Below are 19,317 nucleotides of genomic sequence, written 5' to 3'. Positions count from 1 at the left end.
GCAGAGGCGTTCAAGCGCCCCAGACTTCGCGGAACGTGTTGACCCAGTTCCCGCCCATCACCTTGCGGATGCGCGACTCCGTCCAGCCGGCGCGCTCCATGGCGGCGGTCAGGTTCGGGAATTCGCCGATGGTGCGGATGCCTTCCGGGTTGATGATCCGGCCGAAATTGGTCAGCCGGCGGTGGCGGCCCTTGTCGTGGGTGATCCAGTCGAAGAAGCCCTTGTCGTAGCCCTGGGTGAAGTCGGTGCCGATGCCGACGCAATCCTCGCCCACCAGGTTGATGACATAGTCGATCGCCTCGACGTAATCGTCCACGGTCGCTTCGATGCCGCGCTTGAGGAAAGGCGGGAACATGGTCACGCCGATGAAGCCGCCGCGGTCAGCGATGAAGCGCAGCTGCTCGTCGCTCTTGTTGCGCGGGTGTTCCTTGAGGCCCGACGGCAGGCAGTGCGAATAGCACACCGGCTTCGTGGACGCGAGGATCGCCTCTTCCGACGTGGCGCCGCCGACGTGCGACAGGTCGACCATGATACCGACGCGATTCATCTCGGCGATGACCTCGCGGCCGAAGCCGGACAGGCCGCCGTCGCGCTCGTAGCAGCCGGTGCCGACGAGGTTCTGCGTGTTGTAGCACAGCTGGACCACGCGGACGCCCATGTCGGCGAACGCCTCGATGTAGCCCAGATTGTCCTCGAACGCGTGGGCGTTCTGGAAGCCGAGGATGATGCCGGTCTTGCCCTTGCGCTTGGCGTCCAGGATGTCCTCGGTGCTGCGCACCAGCGACACCATCTCATTGTTCTCGCGGATCAGCTTCTTCATGTCGGCGATGTTCGCGACCGTGTCGTTGAAGCCTTCCCACACCGAGACCGTGCAGTTGGCCGCCGTGAGGCCGCCGCGCCGCATGTCCTCGAAGATCTCCTTGTCCCATTTGGCGATGATCAGGCCGTCGATGACCACCGACTCGTCGTGCAGTTTGCTCATGTCTTCTCCTCCTGTCGATGGTGTTATTAATAAATCGGGAATTCCTTGCACAGCAGCGCGACTTCGTTGCGCACACGCTGTTCGACGGCCGGGTCGCCCGCCGGGTTGGCGCGCAGGCCCTGCAGCACTTCCAGGATCAGGGCGCCGATGCGGCGGAATTCCGTCTCCCCGAAGCCGCGCGTGGTGCCGGCGGACGTTCCCAGGCGCACGCCCGACGTGACGGTCGGCTTCTCGTCGTCGAACGGGATGCCGTTCTTGTTGCAGGTGAAGCCGGCCCGTTCCAGCGCCTGTTCGGTGGCGTTGCCCTTCAGGCCCGTCGGGCGCAGGTCGACCAGCAGCAGGTGGTTGTCGGTGCCGCCCGTGACCAGGTCGACGCCGCCCGCCACCAGCACCTCGCCCAGCGCCTTCGCGTTGGCGACGACGCGCTCGATATACGTCTTGAACGAAGGCTGCAGCGCTTCGCCGAACGCCACGGCCTTGCCGGCGATGACGTGCATCAGCGGGCCGCCCTGCAGGCCGGGGAACACGGCCGCGTTGATCTTCTTCGCGATCTCGTCGTCGTTGGTCATGATGATGCCGCCGCGCGGACCGCGCAGCGTCTTGTGCGTCGTCGACGTGGTGATGTGCGCATGCGGCACGGGGCTCGGGTGCACGCCGGCCGCCACCAGGCCGGCGATGTGCGCCATGTCGACCATCAGGTAGGCGCCGACGGCATCGGCGATGGCGCGGAACCGTGCCCAGTCCAGTTCGCGCGGATAGGCGGAGAAGCCGGCGATGATCAGCTTCGGCTTGTGTTCCTTGGCCAGGCGTTCGACTTCGTCGTAGTCGACGCGGCTGTCCTCGCGGCGCACGCCGTATTGCACGGCGTTGAACCATTTGCCGGACAGCGCCGGCTTGGCGCCGTGCGTCAGGTGGCCGCCGGCCGACAGCGCCATGCCCAGCACCGTGTCGCCCGGCTGCAGCAGCGCCAGCATGACGGCGCCGTTGGCCTGGGCGCCCGAATGCGGCTGCACGTTGACGTGGGCGGCGCCGAACAGCGCTTTGGCCCGCTCGATCGCGAGGGTCTCGATGACGTCGACCTCGTCGCAGCCGCCGTAGTAACGCTTGCCGGGATAGCCCTCGGCGTATTTATTGGTCAGCACCGAGCCCTGGGCTTCGAGCACGGCTTTCGACACGATGTTCTCCGACGCGATCATCTCGATCTGGTCGCGCTGGCGCTGCAGTTCGCCGGTGATGCCGGCCATGACGGCCTGGTCGGACTCGGCCAGGGTATTGCGGAAGAATGCGGAATTGGACATGGTGTCTCCGTTGTTGGGCTCAGCAGCTGACGACGTTGACGGCGAGGCCGCCGAGCGAGGTTTCCTTGTAATTCACTTGCATGTCGACGCCGGTCTGGCGCATCGTTTCGATGACCTGGTCGAGCGAGACGATGTGGCTGCCGTCGCTCATCAGCGCCATGCGCGCCGCGTTGACGGCCTTGATCGCGCCCATGCTGTTGCGCTCGATGCAGGGCACCTGCACCAGGCCGTTCAGCGGATCGCAGGTCATGCCGAGGAAGTGCTCCATCGCGATCTCGGCCGCGTTCTCGACCTGTTCCGGCGTGCCGCCCATGACGGCCGCCAGGCCGGCCGCCGCCATCGAGGCCGACACGCCGATCTCGCCCTGGCAGCCCATCTCGGCCGCCGAGATCGACGCATTGCGCTTGTAGAGCATGCCGATGCCGGCCGCCGTGAGCAGGAAGGTCAGCACGGCCGCGTCGCCGGCCCGCGGGTGGGAACGCGTGTAGTAGCTCAGCACCGCCGGGATCACGCCGGCCGACCCGTTGGTGGGCGCCGTCACGACGCGGCCGCCGGACGCGTTCTCTTCGTTGACCGCGATCGCGAACGCGGACAGCGTGTCCATGATCGCGAAATCGGCGGGCAGCTTGCCGTCGGCGCCGTGCATGGCCTGGCGGTACAGGCCGGGCGCGCGGCGCTTCAGGTTCAGGCCGCCGGGCAGCACGCCCTCGGTCTGCAAGCCGCGCTCGACGCAATCGCGCATCACGTGCCAGATCTCCAGCACGCGGTCGCGCGTGACGGCCGGGTCGTGGTAGCGCGACTCGTTGTGCAGCACGACGTCGGCGATGCTGCAGCGGCGCCGTTCGCACCACGCCAGCAGCTCGGCGGCGCTGGCGAACGGGCATGGCTCCTCGTGCGCGGCGTGGGCGTCGGCATGGCGCACGTTGATTTCGTCCTCGTCCTTGACGGCGCCGCCGCCGATCGAGAAATACGACCGGGCCAGCAGCACGTTGCCGCGGTCGTCGAACGCGGTGAGGCGCATGCCGTTCGGATGCTGCGGCAGCGTCTCGCTTTTGTGGAACAGCAGGTCGGTGGCGACATCGAACGGCACCGCATGCACGCCGCCCAGCAGCAGGCGCCCGTCGCGCAGCACACGGTCGACGTACAGTTGCGAGGCGGCCGGATCGACCAGGTGCGGCTGTTCGCCCAACAGGCCAAGCAGCACGGCGAAGTCGGTGCGGTGCCCGACGCCGGTCAGCGCCAGCGATCCGTACAGATCGGTGCGGACGCGCACCACTTCCGCCAGTTGCGGGCGCAGCGCCTGCAGGTAGCGGCTCACGGCGAGCATCGGGCCCACGGTGTGCGAGCTGGATGGGCCGATGCCGATGCGGAACACGTCGAATACACTGAATGGCATGGTGTGTCTCCTCAGACCAGGCGCAGGACCGGATGTGCCGTGCTGTGCTCGAGCGCGGCGATGCCGAGGCCATACGGCCGTGCGGTTTTCGACAGCAGGCGCCAGATGTAGTCGGCGAAGCTGCGGCGGAAGATCAGGAAGATGCCCTTGTCGTCGTGGCGGAACACGGTGATCGTGGCCTTGCCGCAGACGGTGCTCGCCAGGCGCCCCGGCCCCAGGGTCTCGAAGTCGTACACGCCGACGTGGCGCAGCAACGTGACCTGCTGGGCGCCGGTCAGGTAGACCATCGTCAGGCCGCCCGAGTTGTCGACGACCTGGGCATGCATGTCCGCCAGGGCCGCTTCCAGGCCGGCGATGCAGGCCTGGCGCGCCGACCGGGCGCACACCAGCAGCCATTCGTCCGGCGCCTGCCACAGGGCGACGCCGTTCGCGAACGGCGTCACGGTGCCGGGGACGGTCGGCAAGGCGATGCCCAGCACGCTCTTGACGGCGCGCACGAAAGCCGGGTCCTGGGCGTCGCCGCGCACGATCACGTAGCCCAGCAGGGCCAATTCGTTCATCCACACGCCGCAGCTGCCGTCCGGGCGGCGCGCCTTGGCGGGCAGGCCGAAATCATGCAGGGGGCTTTGCGCGTAGGGCGCGAACGCGACCTTCGCGCGCGCTTGCGGTTCGACGACGTCGGCAAACTGCAGATTGGAGTTAGACATGTTGACGCTTCCCTTCAGGATCAATGAATACCGGCGAGACGATCTTCGCGGCCGTCATGGCGCCGCCGTCCCAGGCGTGGAATACCTGGCCTTCCTTGGCGAGGCCGCCTTCGATCAGCGCCAGCGCGATCGAGCGGCCGAGGAAGGCGCTGTGGTAGCTCGACGTGACGCGGCCCACGCTGCGCTGCGCACCGCCCTGGCCCCTGCCTGCGCTGCCGTCGACGATCTGCGCGCCCTCGGCCAGCACCACGTTCGGGTCTTCCGTCGTCAGGCCGACCAGCTGCTTGCGGTCGGAGCGGGCCGTGTCGGCGCGGGCCAGCGAGCGCTTGCCGAGGAAGCTGAACGGCTTCTTCATGCTCACCGCCCAGCCCATGCCGAGGTCGATCGGCGAGACCGAACCGTCGGTGTCCTGGCCGACGATGATGAAACCCTTCTCCGCACGCAGCACGTGCATGGTCTCGGTGCCGTACGGCGTGATGTCGAACTCCTGGCCGGCCGCCATCAAGGTCTCCCACATGTAGTGGCCGTAGCTGGCGTCGACGTTGACCTCGTACGCGAGCTCGCCGGAGAAGCTGATGCGGAACACGCGCGCCGGGACGCCGGCCACGGTGCCGACGCGGCAATCCATGTACTTGAAGGCTTCCGGCGACAGGTCGATGTCGGTGCACAGCTTTTCCAGCACGGCGCGGCTGTTCGGGCCGACCACCGCGCAGGTGGACCAGTGGTCGGTGACGGACGTCAGGTACACCTTCAGCTCCGGCCACTCGGTCTGCAGCCACTTCTCCAGCCACGTCAGCACGCGCGCCGCGCCGCCGGTCGTGGTGGTCATCATGAAGTGCTGGTCGCCGAGGCAGGAGGTCACGCCGTCGTCCATCACCATCCCGTTCTCGTCCAGCATCAGGCCGTAGCGGCACTTGCCCGGCGCGAGCTGGCTCCACGCGTTCGAATACACGCGGTTGAGGAATTCGCGCGCGTCCGGGCCGCGGATGTCGATCTTGCCGAGGGTCGACGCGTCCATCATGGCGACACTGGTGCGGGCGGCCACGGCCTCGCGGTTCACGGCCGCGTGCATGTCCTCGCCCGGTTTCGGGAAGTACCAGGGGCGCATCCACTGCCCCACCGTCTCGAACAGCGCGCCGCGCTTGACGTGCGCCTGCTGGGCCGGCGCGTAGCGGCGCGGATCGAACGTGTCGCCGACCATCGACCCGGCCAGCGCGCCGAACGCGACCGGCGTGTAGGCCGGGCGGTACGTCGTCGTGCCGACTTCGCCGATCGGCTTGCCGAGCGCACGGGCGGCGATCGCGAAGCCGTTCACGTTCGACAGCTTGCCCTGGTCCGTGCCGAAGCCGAGGCCCGTGTAGCGCTTGACGTGCTCGATCGAGCGGTAATTCTCGCGCACCGCGAGTTCGATGTCGGACGCGGCGACGTCGTTCTGGAAGTCGACGAAGGCCTTGGCGCCATGCCCCTCGCGCTTGCCGTCCGGGACGCGGAAGATGGCGCGCGCCGGCGCGGCGTCGACCGGCAGTTTGGCGCCGGCGATCTTGGGCGCCTGCGCCGCCACCTTGCGGCCCAGCTGCGTGCACACGGCGCGCACGGCGTTGGTCGTCTGCGCCATGGCCGCCTGCAGGTCGAACTCGCCGACGACGGCACCGACGCAGGCGATACCGGGACGGCCCTGGGCCGGCGCGACGAAGGCCAGGCGGTTCTCGTCCCAGGCCGGGCGGCTGCCGTTGTGGCAGAACAGGTGCACGTTCGGCGACAGGCCGCCCGACGACAGCAGCAGGTCGCAATCGACGCGCGGACCGGTGCCGATGGCGACGTCCTTGCGCGGATCCAGCTTCACCAGCCGGGCGCCGGTCACGCTGCGGCCGCCCAGCGCCTGGGCGATGCCGTGGCCCTTGAGGACCTCGATGCCCGCCGTGCGCGCCACATCGGCGCGGCCCGCGATGGCGCCGCCGGCGCGGGTGTCGCACAGGATCACCTTGGCACCGGCGCCGGCCAGGTCGACGGCTGCGCCATAGGCCCAGTCGTTGCTGGTCAGGACCAGCACGCGCTGGCCGGCCCGCACCGCGTAGCGGTTCAGATAGGTCTGGCCGGCGGCGGCGGTCATCACGCCCGGCAGGTCGTTGTTGCCGAAGACGAGCGGACGTTCGATCGCCCCGGTCGCGAGCACCACGTGGCGCGCCCGGATCTTGTGCATGCGCTGGCGCGGCAGCAGCGCGTCGCGTGCGCTGGGGACGATGTGATCCTGCAGCAGTTCGACGGCCTGCACCAGATTCCCGTCGTGCATGGCGAACGCCGTGGTGCGGGCGAGCCGCGTCACGTTCGGCAGAGAGTCCAGTTCCGCGAGGGTGCGCTTCAGCCAGGTCTCGGACGAGCACTTGTCCAGCACCGCGTTGTGGTCGGACAGCAGCCAGCCGCCCATCTCGGCCTGTTCGTCGACGAGCATCACGCGCAGTCCGGCGCGCGCCGCGATCAGCGCGGACCAGATGCCGCAGGCGCCGCCGCCGATGACCAGCACGTCCGGGTGGTGGTGCAGGTGGTCGTAGAATTCCGGGTCCGGATCGACGGGCGCCCGGCCGTAGCCCGCGGCGCGCCGGATCACGTCCTCGTACAGCGGCCACATCTTCGCCGGCGCCATGAAGGTCTTGTAGTAGAAGCCGGCCGGCATGAAGCGCGCGGCGCGGCCCATGATGCTCTTGACGTCGAGGTTCAACGACGGCCAGCCGGTGGTGGAGAACGCGTTCATGCCCTGGTACAGCTCGACCTGGGTCGCCTTCAGGTTCGGCACGGTGCCGGGACCGCGCTCCAGCTGGATCAGCGCATTCGGTTCCTCGGCGCCGTGGCCGATGATGCCGCGCGGACGGCCGTACTTGAAGCTGCGGCCGATCATGCGCACGCCGTTGGCCAGCAGCGCGGAAGCCAGCGTGTCGCCCTCACAGCCCCGGTAGGCCTTGCCGTCGAAGGTGAAGTCGACGGGCTTGTTGCGGTCGATGCGCGAGTTGGGACGATTGATACGATGCGAGTTCACGCTTGCTCCTCCAGGTAGATCCGTTTGCCTTCGGCCAGCGTCCAGCAGCCGCCTATCTCGTGGGTGAAGGTGTGGCGCTTGACGGCGACGACCTTGCGGCACGCGGCCGCATGCAGCCATTGCTCCCAGTGCCAACCCTTGCTGTTCTTGCGCATGAACAGGTAGTCGCCCCATTCGTCGTCGCGGCAAGCGTCGGGCGCGGCCGGGCGCGCGATGAACGCTTCGCCGGCGTAGCTGAACTCTTCTTCTTCGCGCACCTCGTTACAGTGCGGGCAGTGGAACTTCAACATGTCTCTTCCTCCGTCAGTGGGCGACGCCTGCGGCACCGTGTTCGTCGATCAGATGGCCGCTGTGGAAGCGGTCCAGCGCAAAGGCTTCGTTGAGCGGGTGCGGCCGGTCGCGCGCGATGGTGTGGGCGAACACGTTGCCCGAGCCGGGCGTCGCCTTGAAGCCGCCGGTGCCCCAGCCGCAGTTGAAGTACAGGCCCTTGACCTTGGTCTTGCTGATGATCGGGCAGGCGTCCGGCGACACGTCGACGATGCCGCCCCACTGGCGGTTCATGCGCACCCGCGAGAACATCGGGAACAGTTCGATGATGGCGGCGGCCGTGTGCTCGATGACGTGCGGGCTGCCGCGCTGCGCGTAGCTCAGGTAGCTGTCGATGCCGGCGCCGATCACGAGTTCGCCCTTGTCCGACTGGCTCAGGTAGCCGTGCACCGCGTTCGACATCACCACGGTATGCAGCACCGGCTTGAGCGATTCCGACACGAACGCCTGCAGCGGGTGGCTTTCCAGCGGCAGGCGGATGCCGGCCATCTTGGCCAGCGTGCTCGAATGGCCCGCCGCGACGCAGCCGACGCGCTCGGCGCGAATGGTGCCGCGCGTGGTCTCGAGACCGCGGATACGGCCGCCTTCGATGTGCATGCCGGTGACCTCGCACTGCTCGATGATGTCGACCCCGAGGTTGCTGGCGGCGCGGGCGAAGCCCCAGGCCACCGCATCGTGGCGGGCCACGCCGCCGCGCGGCTGGAAGCTGGCGCCCATGATCGGATAGCGCGCGTTCGGGCTGGCGTCGATCATCGGGATGCGCTCCTTGACTTCGGCCGCGGTGAGCACCTGCGCGTCGATATCGTTGAGCAGGTTGGCGTTGACGCGGCGCTCGATGTCGCGCATGTCCTGCAAGGTGTGGCCGAGATTGAACACGCCGCGCTGGCTGAACATGACGTTGAAGTTGATTTCCTGCGACAGGCCTTCCCACAGCTTGAGCGAGTGCTCGTACAGCATCGCGGCTTCGTCCCAGAGGTAGTTCGAGCGCACGATCGTCGTGTTGCGCGCCGTGTTGCCGCCGCCGAGGTAGCCCTTTTCGAGCACGGCGATGTTCTTGATGCCGTGTTCCTTCGCCAGATAATAGGCAGTGGCCAGGCCGTGGCCGCCGGCGCCGACGATGATCACGTCGTACGAGGCCTTGGGCTCCGGGCTGCGCCAGGCCTGGTCCCAGCCTTCCTGGCGTTTGAAGCCCTGCTGGAGGAGGCTCCAAAATGAGTAGTTCTTCTGTGCCATATCGCGCTTTCCGCAGTGAGGTGTTGTGGGTTCCATTATTGGGACCGTTACGGATTGCAAATTGATTGGATAAGACGGCCAGTTGTCTGTTTCCGACATCCTGTGGCCTGGACGCCGCGCGTGGGGGCGCCGCGGCGGGCGGTTTGATCAGGGAAGACGGCCGCTTGTCCGATTCCGACATCCGCCCGCGCATCGGGCATGGACCCTTGTCGCAAGGGCATCCGCGCACGATCGCGATGCACCTGGGCACCATCAACGTGCACGTGTCGCGTACGTGCAACTCGACGAGCCATTGCCGCGTATACATGTAATGAGGCGTCCCGCACATTGACTGTATGCGCCACTGCCAGTTGTTCGCGGGCGCAGCCGCGTGTATGCTTGCCACCAAAATAAAGCAGGTACGGGAAATGCTAAGAACGAGGTGGACACCCGTTCATGCACCCGGAACGGTAAGGAGACAACCGTGTTAAATGCGATTGCAGCAAAAAAGCCCCGGCTCTCCGTCGGGTTCATCCTCGCGCCGAATTTCACGATGCTCGCGTTTTCGGCCTTCATCGACACCTTGCGCCTGGCCGCCGACGATGGCGACCGCAGCCGCCCGATCCACTGCACGTGGAGCGTCCTGAGCCACGATATGCGGCCCGTGAAGGCGAGTTGCGGCATCGAGGTCACGCCGACCGCCGGCCTGGAAGATCCCGCCAAGTTCGATTACATCGTGGTCGTCGGCGGCCTGCTCAGCGCCCTCAAGCTGGCGCCCGCGATGAACGACTACCTGAAGCGCGCGGCCGACACCGTGCCGCTGGTCGGTATCTGCACGGGCCCCTTCGTGATGGCGCGCCTCGGGCTCATGAAAGGACGGCGCAGCTGCGTCAGCTGGTACGTGCATGCCGACTTCACCAACGAGTTCCCCGACTTGCAAGTGAGTTCGGACGAACTGTTCATCGACGACGGCGACCGCCTCACGTGCGCGGGCGGCACCAGCGTGGTCCACCTCGCGGCCTACCTGGTCGAGCGCCATTGCGACAAGGCCCGCGCGGCCAAGGCCATGCGCATCATGATCGAGCACGCGCCGCTGCCGGCCAAGACGCCGCAGCCGCAACCCCTGTCCACGCGCACGACGGACGATATCCGCGTGCGCAAGGCGATGCTGCTGATCGAACGCCATTTGTCCGACCCGCTGCCGACGGAATTCATCGCGCAGCACGTGAACGTGAGCGTGCGTCACCTGGAACGCCTGTTCCAGGCCGAACTGGGCATGAGTCCCCTCGCCTTCGCGTTCGAGCTGCGGCTGAACAACGCGCTGAACCTGCTCGTCTCGACCCGCAGCTCGATCATCGACATCGCGCTGCAATGCGGGTTCCTGAGCAACTCGCATTTCTCGCGCTGCTTCCGCAACCAGTACGGCAAGACGCCGTCGCAGGTGCGCGAGGAAGCGAGCGGCAAGAGTACCGCGGCGGTGCCGGTGTTGTGGTAGACAAACAGCCATGGCGTCTGCGGAAGCGATGAGGCCATCCGGGCGCGCGCTCGGCAGTCCGACGCCACGTTGATCTGGATCGAGACCTGCCGCGACAGGCAGCCGACATACGAACCGACCTGGGGTTTCCGACGGTCGGGTGATACGGCAAGTGAAAACTGTGCCTAGTTAGTGAAAAACGAGTGTCACCGTAAGTGAGAAAATTGCTGACCTCGGGCCGTTCGTGGCAGCCTGAGCAACACTGCCGTACACTCGTCGAACTTCCGCTATCGGCCGTGGATTCAACTGGTGAACGCAACACATTCATGAAATCGTTGTGCTGGCGTTTGATAGTTGAGGGTTTTCCGTGGGCGCTCGTTTAGCCGTCTGGCTACCTCGTCTAGATTCTCCTGGGTGAATCGCCACCGCTACCGTAGATACTCTTCAGCCTTACAATGAGGCAAATGGAGAGGCAATGAGCAGCAAGCGATACACCGAAGAATTTATCCTGTACGTCGGCTGTGCCAGATGCTTGAGATATGGCCTGCTGCCGATTCGGGTGACACCGCTTTAAGCTTTTCTAGCTTCTTCAAACTGCATTGGGCTGACGTATCCCAGCGTCGAATGTCGCCGCGTAGTATTGTAGAAGCGTTCGATGTAGTCGAACACGTCTGAGCGCGCCTGGGTACGGGTACGGTACACCTTTCGTGCTGTTCGTTCAGTCTTGAGCGAGCTGAAGAAGCTCTCCATTGCCGAGTTGTCCCAGACTTCGCCGGCCCGGCTCATGCTGCAGGTAATGCCCTGTTCCTTGAGCAGTTGTTGGAAGTGCTCGCTGGTGTATTGGCTGCCCTGATCCGAATGGTGGAGCAACGCAGTTGGCTTACCTCGACGCCAGACAGCCATCATCAGCGCATCGACGACAAGTTGCGAAGTCATGCTGTCTTGCATCGACCAGCCAACGATACGACGCGAATAAAGGTCCAGCACGGCGGCAACGTACAGCCATCCTTCGGCAGTCCAAATATACGTAAAGTCGGCGACCCATTTCTGATTTGGCGCCTCGGCCTGGAACTGCCGATCGAGCAGGTTCTCTGCCGCGGAGCTGCGCGCTCCGCGGTCCTTGGGCAGACCTCGGCGTCGAGGCCGGGCGCGCAACGCCTGGTCTCGCATCAGACGCTCGATACGATGCAGCCCACACTGCAAGCCTTGCTCAAGAACGTCGCGCCAGACTCGCCTTGCTCCGTAGGTCCGGTCACTGCGCAGGAAGCTTTGCCGTACTTGGACACCCAGCTTTTTGTCTTGCCTGCTGCGCCGGCTCGGCGGACGCGTCAGCCAGCCATAGAAGCCGCCCCTCGAGACACCGAGCGCCTCGCACATCAAATTGACCGGCCAGACTCCTCGGTGCTTCGCGATGAAGCCGAACTTCAATCGACTCCTTCGCGAAGTAGGCCGCGGCTTTTTTCAACAGGTCTCGCTCCATCTTGAGCTTGGTGACTTCTTTGCGCAACCGCGCAATCTCAGCATCCTGGGCCGTCATCTTGCCGTTGCCAGGGAATGCTTCCTCGGGTTGCTCGCGCAATTCGCGTACCCATTTGCGTAGGACGTTTTCGTGCACGTCCAGGTCTTGAGCAGCTTGGCGTACCGATACCCCGCGTTCTTCGACCAACTTCACCGCCTCAAGTTTGAACTCTCGGCTGAACTGCCTTCTTGCTGCTGCCATTGATTCCTCCTGACCCCATTTTCCACCTTAACTTGGTGTCTGTGGAATCGGCAGCAGGCCACAGTTTGCTCTAGATGCGATTGAATGCCAGGACTGCTGAACCCAGCAATCAATTCGCCCAGCATAGCCTTTGCACGAAACAAAGGCCAGCTACGGCGAGGGACATGATCACACGAAACTAAACATCTACCTGATGAGCACGAGTACCCCTCAACGCGACAAAACCGAACGCGAGCATTGCGCTAAACCGCGCTGGGCGACGCCGCTTGTTTGCAGGCGCTGAAAACTGCGGCGAGTGTGCTGCCGTCATGCATAGTCTGGTCGGTACGGACCGGCCTAATGGCCACCGATCGCAAACTAGCCTTTACAAACCATGTGCATTTGGCGATATGACAGCACATGGCTTGCATACTTGCTCCTAGCAGGCGGGACAATACATCGAAGATCAGCACGCGCTAATTAAGCGAAGACCGCGACGCCATGTGTACTACGTTCCGCGCCCAGGTTCAGAACGAGGGCCAACCATTGACGAAGACCAGATCGCTAATGAACATGATTGGCGTGTAATTGTTGTACGAGTCCAGCTTGTGCCGGATCATTGCGCCATTTGCCACGCTTTCGCCGCCGGGTGCGATCCACTCGCCAGCGCCGGCTTCGAGCACCGTGCCACCGCCATTCACCATGTCCACACCATTCTTGTCGAGATAGGGCCCCGTGACGCTCGCCGAACGCCCATAGGCAATTCGGTAGGTGCTACTGCTGCCGCTGCAGCACGTCCCTTTCGACACGAAAAGGTAATAGTAGCTGCCGTTTCTCATAATGAACGAGTTCTCGATACCCGAGCTGTCGGCAGCAAGGTGGTATCGGGATCCAGTCGGCTTGAGCGTGGTCACATCGACGCGAGTGACGTAAATGCCGGTCCACCAAGAACCATAGGCCAGCCATGGCTGCCCTGACGGGTCGACGTAGAAATTTGGATCAATGGCGTTAAAATCCGACCCTGAATTGGAACTGAGCACAATTCCCTGGTCGACCCAGTCGCCCTTCGCGATGCTCGTGGCGGTGGCGAGGCCGATTGCCGAATTCTGCGACCCGAATGTCGACACCGCGTAATACACGATCGCCCTGCCGTTCCAATCATGGATATCTGGCGCCCACGCCTTTGTAGTGTTGCCGTTGTAAGCGCCCCACCACGGAAGGCCATTCCCGAAAAGGCTGACACCCTGTGTCCAGCTGTGGCCATCCGGCGAGTACTTCACGCCGATGCCAGTGTCGCTGGTTTCGAACACCCACCAGGTCGATCCCTCGACATACATGCTGGGATCGTGGGTGACGAGGGCGCCGGAGAGTGTCCAGGTAGCTCCTTCCGCCTGCGTTGCGAGACCGAGTGCACCCAATGCCAGCCCAGTGATCGCGGCTACCTTCTTCAATTGCGCTTTGATTTGCATGATGACCGTCCTTGTCGTTGGATTTTTGCGGTTGATTTCTCCGGCGCGCGATTCGAGCAACGCGTCTGAGCCATCGTGCGCCGGTTCGTGCACGTTGACGAATCAATTTTTTCTTGCGTGTGATCTGCAAAGTGGTATCACCTGCTCGGCTTATGCGAAACGGATAAGCGAGATATGCTAGTCCAGCTGGCGCACTGCGAACGTCCATATGAGGTATTTACTTCTAGCGGGGCCTCGACCGTCTCCTCGAAGGCAAGGCCCAGTTCAGCGAGCAGGAAGCACGCGGCATGGCACTGTTCGTCGACCCGAAACGCGGCAATTGCGCGTCCTGCCATCCGGTCGATAAGGGCGCAGCTGGAGCGCATCCCCCTCACCGACTACAACTTCCAGACCCTAGGTGTGCCGCGCAATCCCGAGATTCCGGCGAATGGCGATCCGAATTATTACGACCTAGGTTTGTGTGGCCCGCTCCGCACCGGCAAGGCCGATAACCCATGGTACTGCGGGATGTTTCGCACGCCGACGCTGTGCAACGTCGCTACACGCGGCGCCTTTTTCCACAACGGCGCTTTCACAAACTGGAAGATTCGCTTCGCTTTTACGTACAGCGCGATACGGATCCACAGAAGTGGTATCCGCATCCCGACGGCGGCCAGCCTTTTGACGATCTGCCGGTGCGCTACCAGAGCAACATCGACCGCCATAATGCACCGCTGACCAACCGCAAGGATGGACAACCGGTATGGACCGAGGCGGAGATTCACGACGTCGCAGCATTCTTGTCGACGCTGAACGACAGCGATGCGCGATCCGTTGCCAGCACCGGCGCAGGCGAGATACGGCGGTAGAGACGCGCAAGCGGCTAACTTGGCGATGGAACAGACGTGGGCATCGCCCGCGCTCGTCGGCTGAAACAAATACCATTGGCTCTGACGTGAAAATGTTGCCAGCGCAAATGCTCGACGATTTTGCGCGCCCTTAAGCAGGAGGCCTGCTTCGCTACACCGAACTGGAGCCGTGCAGCTGCGTTGCTCCAGGTCCCGCATGCTGAAAAGTGCGCTCGCGTCCGGTCGGGGTTCCTGGTCGCTCCTATAGCGGAACCCGGCCGTTCGCAAATTCCAGTGTGCGGTTCGTTTTGCTCTGCTGGCAAGTAGGGTTTTTGATAGACGTATTAAGTATCTCTAACAATACCGTTCAACGTACCGCCAGCAGATGAGCGAGCAGGCAAGCAAAAGGAAGGCTTGATGAATATCTGCGCGGCGCTCGTAGCGGATTCGCAATAGTGGGTCAGCGGTCATGCAGCGGCATATAAAATTTGGTCCACGGGCGCCGAATGTGCACCGCGCGCCTAGGCCAAGCAGATCCGGCCGAAGCGATCGGCCGCCCTCAGGCACCTTTCCTGAAACCCAAATCCGGCAACCGCTTCATATACGATGTCCGAAGGAGCCATCCATCGAACCGCTCAAGCTCCTGTACCCAAAAAGGACACGACGTGGGCAAGAGCATGCGCCATCATTGCTGCCTCGATTCCGTAGCGCCAGTATAGGTACCCGAACATCACTCCCGGCACGCTGTTTGAACCGCCCCGAATTTGGCGGAGGCTCCAACTCTTGAGAGAATGGAGCTATGAACAAGAAGCCAAGCAAATTTTCACCGGAAGTCCGGGAACGCGCTGTCCGTCTGGTACGTGGGCAGCGTAATGAGCATCCTTCGCTGTGGGCTTCGGTCGAGTCAATTGCAGCGATGATCGGCTGCACGCCGCAAACGCTGCATGAATGGGTCAAGCGCGACCAGGTTGACCAAGGTGAGCGCGCAGGAGTGACAACAGACGAACGTGAGCGACTTAAAGCCCTGGAGCGCGAGAACAAGGAACTGCGGCGGGCCAACGAAATCCTGAAGCTGGCGAGTGCGTTTTTCGCCCAGGCGGAGCTCGACCGCCGGTTGAAGTCCTGAAGGCCTTTATCGATCAGCATCGCGACACCTTCGGGGTCGAGCCGATCTGCAAGGTCTTGCGGATTGCCCCGTCGGGTTATCGGCGCCATGCGGCACAGCTTCGTGATCCGTCGAAGCGATGCGCCAGGGCGAAGCGCGATGAGATTCTGTGCCCGGAAATTAGCCGGGTTTGGCGGGCCAACATGCAGGTCTACGGCGCGGACAAGGTCTGGAAGCAGATGAATCGGGAACGCATCGCCATCGCTCGCTGCACGGTGGAGCGTTTGATGAAGCGGCTGGGTTTGCAAGGTGCTGTACGCGGCAAGCGAGCCCGGACAACGAGTCCCGATGCTGCCACTCCGCGCCCGCTGGATCGGGTGAATCGGCAGTTCACAGCGGACCGCCCAAATCAGCTGTGGGTATCGGACTTTACATACGTTTCGACGTGGCAGGGCTGGCTGTACGTGGCCTTCGTGGTTGACGTGTTTGCGCGGCGCATTGTCGGCTGGAGGGTCAGTTCGTCGATGACCACTGACTTCGTCCTGGATGCGCTTGAACAGGCGCTGTATGCCCGCCGACCCGGTGACAATGGAACTTTGATTCATCACTCCGACAGAGGCTCGCAATATCTCAGCATTCGCTACAGCGAACGGCTGGCCGAAGCAGGTATCGAACCGTCGGTCGGCAGCCGAGGCGATAGCTACGATAACGCGCTGGCTGAAACGATCAACGGCTTGTACAAGACAGAATTGATTCATCGCCGGACCTGGAAAACCCGGGAGTCTGTCGAGCTGGCAACGCTGGAATGGGTAGCCTGGTTCAACCACCATCGGCTGATGGAACCACTCGGCTATATCCCGCCCGCCGAAGCTGAGGCAAACTATTATCGGCAACTCACAATCGCTGCCGCTGAAGTCGCATTAACTTAAACCAACCAGCCTCCACGATTCCCGGGGCGGTTCACATCCACGACGAGCGTCACGAAAAGACTGCTGACTAGCAGCGTATTCCTGTAGCTCCTGGGTAGCTTCTCAACCGTCCGCTCTGGATCGATAGCGACCTGTCAACGGCTTGGTCGGCCATGACAGAAATTTCATTTTCCGAGTCACGCTTGCCGAGTTTTTCACGTTCTCCGTCAGGTTTCGTAGTCGACGTGACGCAGATCGTGAAAAATCCCTTTGTAGTCAACACCCGGTTTCTCACTTACCGCGTCACCCGACACTGACGCAGGCACCCAGCGCGCCAATTCGGGATGCGTTGTCGTTTATGTCTCTTGGCAACGACTCCGCAAGACCCTTGCCGATTTTTATGCGCCCGGACAGCGCATGGCAGACGTCTGTCCAGCGCACCTGCGCGCGGTGCCCGAGAGCGCAGGCATACGCTCGAACCTGAATCGATCCGTGTTGACCGACCGCGGATCTATCCGGGCGCTCTACCGTCGCCGAGGACCTTGGCGCTCGCTGAGCGCCGCTTCTCGCCACGGCGGATGCCGCTCGGGCCATCGACACCTACATGCTGTAAAGCAAGATACCCGCTCGACAATGTCCGCTGACAAGTGAATCGTGCGCGCCGATAACCCCTGTAAAATCTCGGCAATTTCGTCGTTACGTAAAGTCAGCCGTGGAAAGTCAGCGCTTAGTCGATCTTGAAGATCTCTGTAACAATGCAACGGTAGCGCTGTTTGTGATGGACCAACGGCAATACTGTGTGTATATGAACCCCGCAGCGGAACAGTTGACCGGTTTTACTCTTGCGGAAGTGCGGGACGCGCCGCTGCACGATTACATCCACAACCGCCGCCCGGACGGTCGCCCTTATCCGCTCGAAGAGTGCCCGATCGATCGTGCCGCGCCTGCGAACATGCAGGAGCAGGGAGAGGAAGTCTTTGTCCACAAGGACGGCACGCTGTATCCGGTCACGTTCACCGCCAGTCCGATCCGTCGGAACGGGGTCGTGGTCGGCACGGTGATCGAAGTCCAGGATGCACGGACGCAGCTGAAGCAGGCGCAAGAGCGCGAGGCCCTTCATCGGATCGGCCTGCTCATTCTGCAGGAACTCGATCACGAAAAAATTGTCCAGGCAGTGACCGATACGGCGACACGGCTGACGAACGCGCAGTTCGGCGCATTCTTCTACAACGTACGTAACGAGGCGGGCGAGTCTTATACGCTGTACACCATCTCCGGCGTGCCCAAGGAGCATTTTTCCAAGTTTCCCCTGCCACGCAATACGCACCTGTTCGGACCGACCTTTCGCGGCGAACGCGCTATCCGAAGCGACGATATCTTGCTCGACCCTCGCTATGGCAAGATGTCGCCCCACCACGGCATGCCCCCGGGACATCTTCCCGTCCGCTCGTACCTGGCGGTGCCGGTCACGCTCGGGAATGGCGAAGTGATCGGGGGACTCTTCTTTGGACATGCCAACACGGGCGTATTCAAAGAGGAACACGAACGGCTGGTGGAAACGCTCGCTGCGCAGGCTGCCATTGGCCTGAACAAGGCGTCGCTCTACCAGGATGCCGTGTTCGCCCAGCGTCGTGCCGAACAGGAAGCGGCCGAGAAGCAACGCCTTTACGAAGAAGCAGCGCGCGCCAACGAAGCCAAGGACCAGTTCCTGGCCACGGTCTCGCACGAATTACGGACGCCCTTGACGTCGATTCTCGGCTGGTCGCAAATGCTCACGTCAGGCCGGCTGGACGCCACGATGATGCAACGCGCGATCGAGACCATCGAGCGCAATGCGCGGGCGCAAGCCCAGATCGTGGAGGACCTGCTCGACATATCGAGAATCGTCAGCGGCAAGCTGCGCCTGAACGTCCAGCTGTTCTCGCCGCATACGTCGGTCGAGGCCGCCGTCGAAGCGCTGCGGCCGACCGCGATGGCAAAATCGATTGCCCTTCAGCTCGTCATCGACCCGCAGGCGGGACCGATCTCCGGCGATCCGGAGCGCTTGCAGCAGATCGTCTGGAATCTCATGTCCAACGCGATCAAATTTACGCCGAAGGGTGGCCGTGTGCATCTCGCCGTGCAACGACATCACTCCAACATGCACGTCGTCGTCACGGACAACGGCGCCGGCATTCCGCCCGAGTACCTGCCGCGCATCTTCGACAGTTTCACCCAGGTAGACGCATCGGCGAGCCGTAAGCACGGTGGACTCGGCCTCGGGCTCGCGATCGTCAAGAAACTGGTCGAGTTGCACGGCGGTGCCGTGAGCGCCAACAGTGATGGACTGGGGAAAGGCGCGTCGTTTACGGTCAGCCTGCCGCTGGCGCCCCTGGCGACACGGCCGGCAACAGCCCATCAGGAACCGATGGCCCAGCCCTATCGCATCCCATTGAATACGGAAGAGTTCGGATTGGCGGGCGTTGTCGTTCTCCTGGTCGAGGACGACGACGATGCACGCAACATGCTCGCATCCGTCTTGTCCAGCGCGCGTGCCGTCGTGGAAACCGCCGCCGACGCCGAAGAGGCGTTGCTTATTTGGGAAGGCATGCAGCCGGACTTGATCGTCAGCGACATCGGCATGCCGGGCATGGATGGCTATGCCTTCATTGCGGAGGTGCGGCAGCGCGAAAAGCGCAATCGTCTGCCGGGCGTGCCGGCGGTGGCACTGACCGCCTACGCTCGCGTCCAGGACCGCATGCGAGCCCTCACGAGCGGTTTTCAGATGCACGTCGCCAAGCCGGTGGAACCCGCCGAACTGTTGACAGTGCTGTCGACGCTGAGATCGTGGCGGCTGCCTTAGACCAGCCGATATGCCCGTGCTGGCAGGCCGAACGACGTTC

Annotated in this window: 13 protein-coding genes, 2 pseudogenes and 1 other annotated feature; of the genes and pseudogenes, 5 read left to right on the top strand and 10 right to left on the bottom strand. The window is 63.4% G+C overall.

The window, feature by feature from the left end; all coding sequences use genetic code 11:
- Positions 1 to 10: 10 nt before the first annotated feature.
- From BVG12_RS30765 to BVG12_RS30735, 7 genes are read right to left on the bottom strand one after another with little or no spacing between them, the layout of a single operon-like run.
- Complete coding sequence (locus BVG12_RS30765) at positions 11 to 982, bottom strand: dipeptidase (RefSeq protein ID WP_075795724.1); 972 nt, start codon at positions 980 to 982, stop codon at positions 11 to 13.
- A 26-nt stretch (positions 983 to 1,008) separates the two neighbouring features.
- On the bottom strand, positions 1,009 to 2,280 hold the full coding sequence (gene glyA / locus BVG12_RS30760) for a serine hydroxymethyltransferase (RefSeq protein ID WP_075795723.1): 1,272 nt from the start codon (positions 2,278 to 2,280) through the stop codon (positions 1,009 to 1,011).
- A gap of 19 nt (positions 2,281 to 2,299) precedes the next feature.
- Positions 2,300 to 3,676 (bottom strand): L-serine ammonia-lyase, encoded by a 1,377-nt coding sequence (locus BVG12_RS30755; RefSeq protein WP_075795722.1) that lies wholly within the window; start codon positions 3,674 to 3,676, stop codon positions 2,300 to 2,302.
- A gap of 11 nt (positions 3,677 to 3,687) precedes the next feature.
- Positions 3,688 to 4,383 (bottom strand): sarcosine oxidase subunit gamma, encoded by a 696-nt coding sequence (locus tag BVG12_RS30750; RefSeq protein WP_083685539.1) that lies wholly within the window; start codon positions 4,381 to 4,383, stop codon positions 3,688 to 3,690.
- Entirely contained in the window at positions 4,376 to 7,414 is a 3,039-nt protein-coding gene (locus tag BVG12_RS30745; RefSeq protein ID WP_075795721.1) for a sarcosine oxidase subunit alpha family protein, read from the bottom strand. Before BVG12_RS30745 ends, BVG12_RS30750 begins: the two co-directional genes overlap by 8 nt.
- Positions 7,411 to 7,704: a sarcosine oxidase subunit delta gene (locus BVG12_RS30740; protein WP_075795720.1), complete on the bottom strand. Its 294-nt coding sequence runs from the start codon at positions 7,702 to 7,704 to the stop codon at positions 7,411 to 7,413. The genes BVG12_RS30745 and BVG12_RS30740 overlap by 4 nt, the downstream gene beginning before the upstream one ends.
- Positions 7,705 to 7,717: 13 nt before the next feature.
- The gene (locus BVG12_RS30735) at positions 7,718 to 8,974 is read right to left on the bottom strand and encodes a sarcosine oxidase subunit beta family protein (protein ID WP_075795719.1); all 1,257 of its coding nucleotides are present in this window, start codon (positions 8,972 to 8,974) and stop codon (positions 7,718 to 7,720) included.
- 164 nt (positions 8,975 to 9,138) lie between these two features.
- Between BVG12_RS30735 and BVG12_RS34375 the strand changes: the two genes are divergently transcribed.
- A complete protein-coding gene (locus BVG12_RS34375) occupies positions 9,139 to 9,285 on the top strand; it encodes a hypothetical protein (RefSeq protein ID WP_156895783.1) in 147 nt (48 codons plus the stop codon).
- Between the two features lie 152 nt (positions 9,286 to 9,437).
- On the top strand, positions 9,438 to 10,448 hold the full coding sequence (locus BVG12_RS30730) for a GlxA family transcriptional regulator (RefSeq protein WP_075795718.1): 1,011 nt from the start codon (positions 9,438 to 9,440) through the stop codon (positions 10,446 to 10,448).
- Positions 10,449 to 10,997: 549 nt separating this feature from the next.
- Here BVG12_RS30730 and BVG12_RS30725 read toward each other — a convergent pair.
- Positions 10,998 to 12,147, bottom strand: a pseudogene (locus tag BVG12_RS30725) (IS3 family transposase).
- A gap of 506 nt (positions 12,148 to 12,653) precedes the next feature.
- The gene (locus BVG12_RS30715) at positions 12,654 to 13,595 is read right to left on the bottom strand and encodes a family 43 glycosylhydrolase (RefSeq protein ID WP_075795715.1); all 942 of its coding nucleotides are present in this window, start codon (positions 13,593 to 13,595) and stop codon (positions 12,654 to 12,656) included.
- A 494-nt stretch (positions 13,596 to 14,089) separates the two neighbouring features.
- Between BVG12_RS30715 and BVG12_RS34765 the strand changes: the two genes are divergently transcribed.
- Positions 14,090 to 14,443, top strand: a complete 354-nt coding sequence (locus BVG12_RS34765) for a hypothetical protein (protein WP_075795714.1) — start codon at positions 14,090 to 14,092, stop codon at positions 14,441 to 14,443.
- Between the two features lie 333 nt (positions 14,444 to 14,776).
- Here the strand turns inward: BVG12_RS34765 and BVG12_RS34365 are convergent.
- A pseudogene (locus BVG12_RS34365) lies at positions 14,777 to 14,875 on the bottom strand (IS5/IS1182 family transposase); the annotation flags it as partial.
- A 346-nt stretch (positions 14,876 to 15,221) separates the two neighbouring features.
- On the opposite strand from BVG12_RS34365, the gene BVG12_RS30700 reads away from it, so the two are divergent.
- Together BVG12_RS30700 and BVG12_RS30695 are read left to right on the top strand one after the other, a co-directional pair.
- Positions 15,222 to 16,456, top strand: a protein-coding gene (locus BVG12_RS30700) for an IS3 family transposase (RefSeq protein WP_156895781.1) whose coding sequence is annotated in 2 segments (ribosomal slippage) — positions 15,222 to 15,513 and positions 15,513 to 16,456 — 1,236 coding nt in all. Because the reading frame shifts where the segments join, the coding sequence is not laid out codon by codon here.
- Positions 15,503 to 15,619, top strand: a sequence feature (AL1L pseudoknot). It overlaps the preceding gene by 117 nt.
- A gap of 691 nt (positions 16,457 to 17,147) precedes the next feature.
- Positions 17,148 to 19,277 (top strand): hybrid sensor histidine kinase/response regulator, encoded by a 2,130-nt coding sequence (locus BVG12_RS30695; protein ID WP_075795712.1) that lies wholly within the window; start codon positions 17,148 to 17,150, stop codon positions 19,275 to 19,277.
- The last annotated feature ends 40 nt before the right edge of the window (positions 19,278 to 19,317 follow it).

Source organism: Massilia putida (assembly GCF_001941825.1).
Taxonomy (GTDB): Bacteria; Pseudomonadota; Gammaproteobacteria; order Burkholderiales; family Burkholderiaceae_D; genus Telluria; species Telluria putida.
Note: the sequence above shows the minus strand (reverse complement) of the source record. Positions and strands in the feature narration are given on the sequence as shown.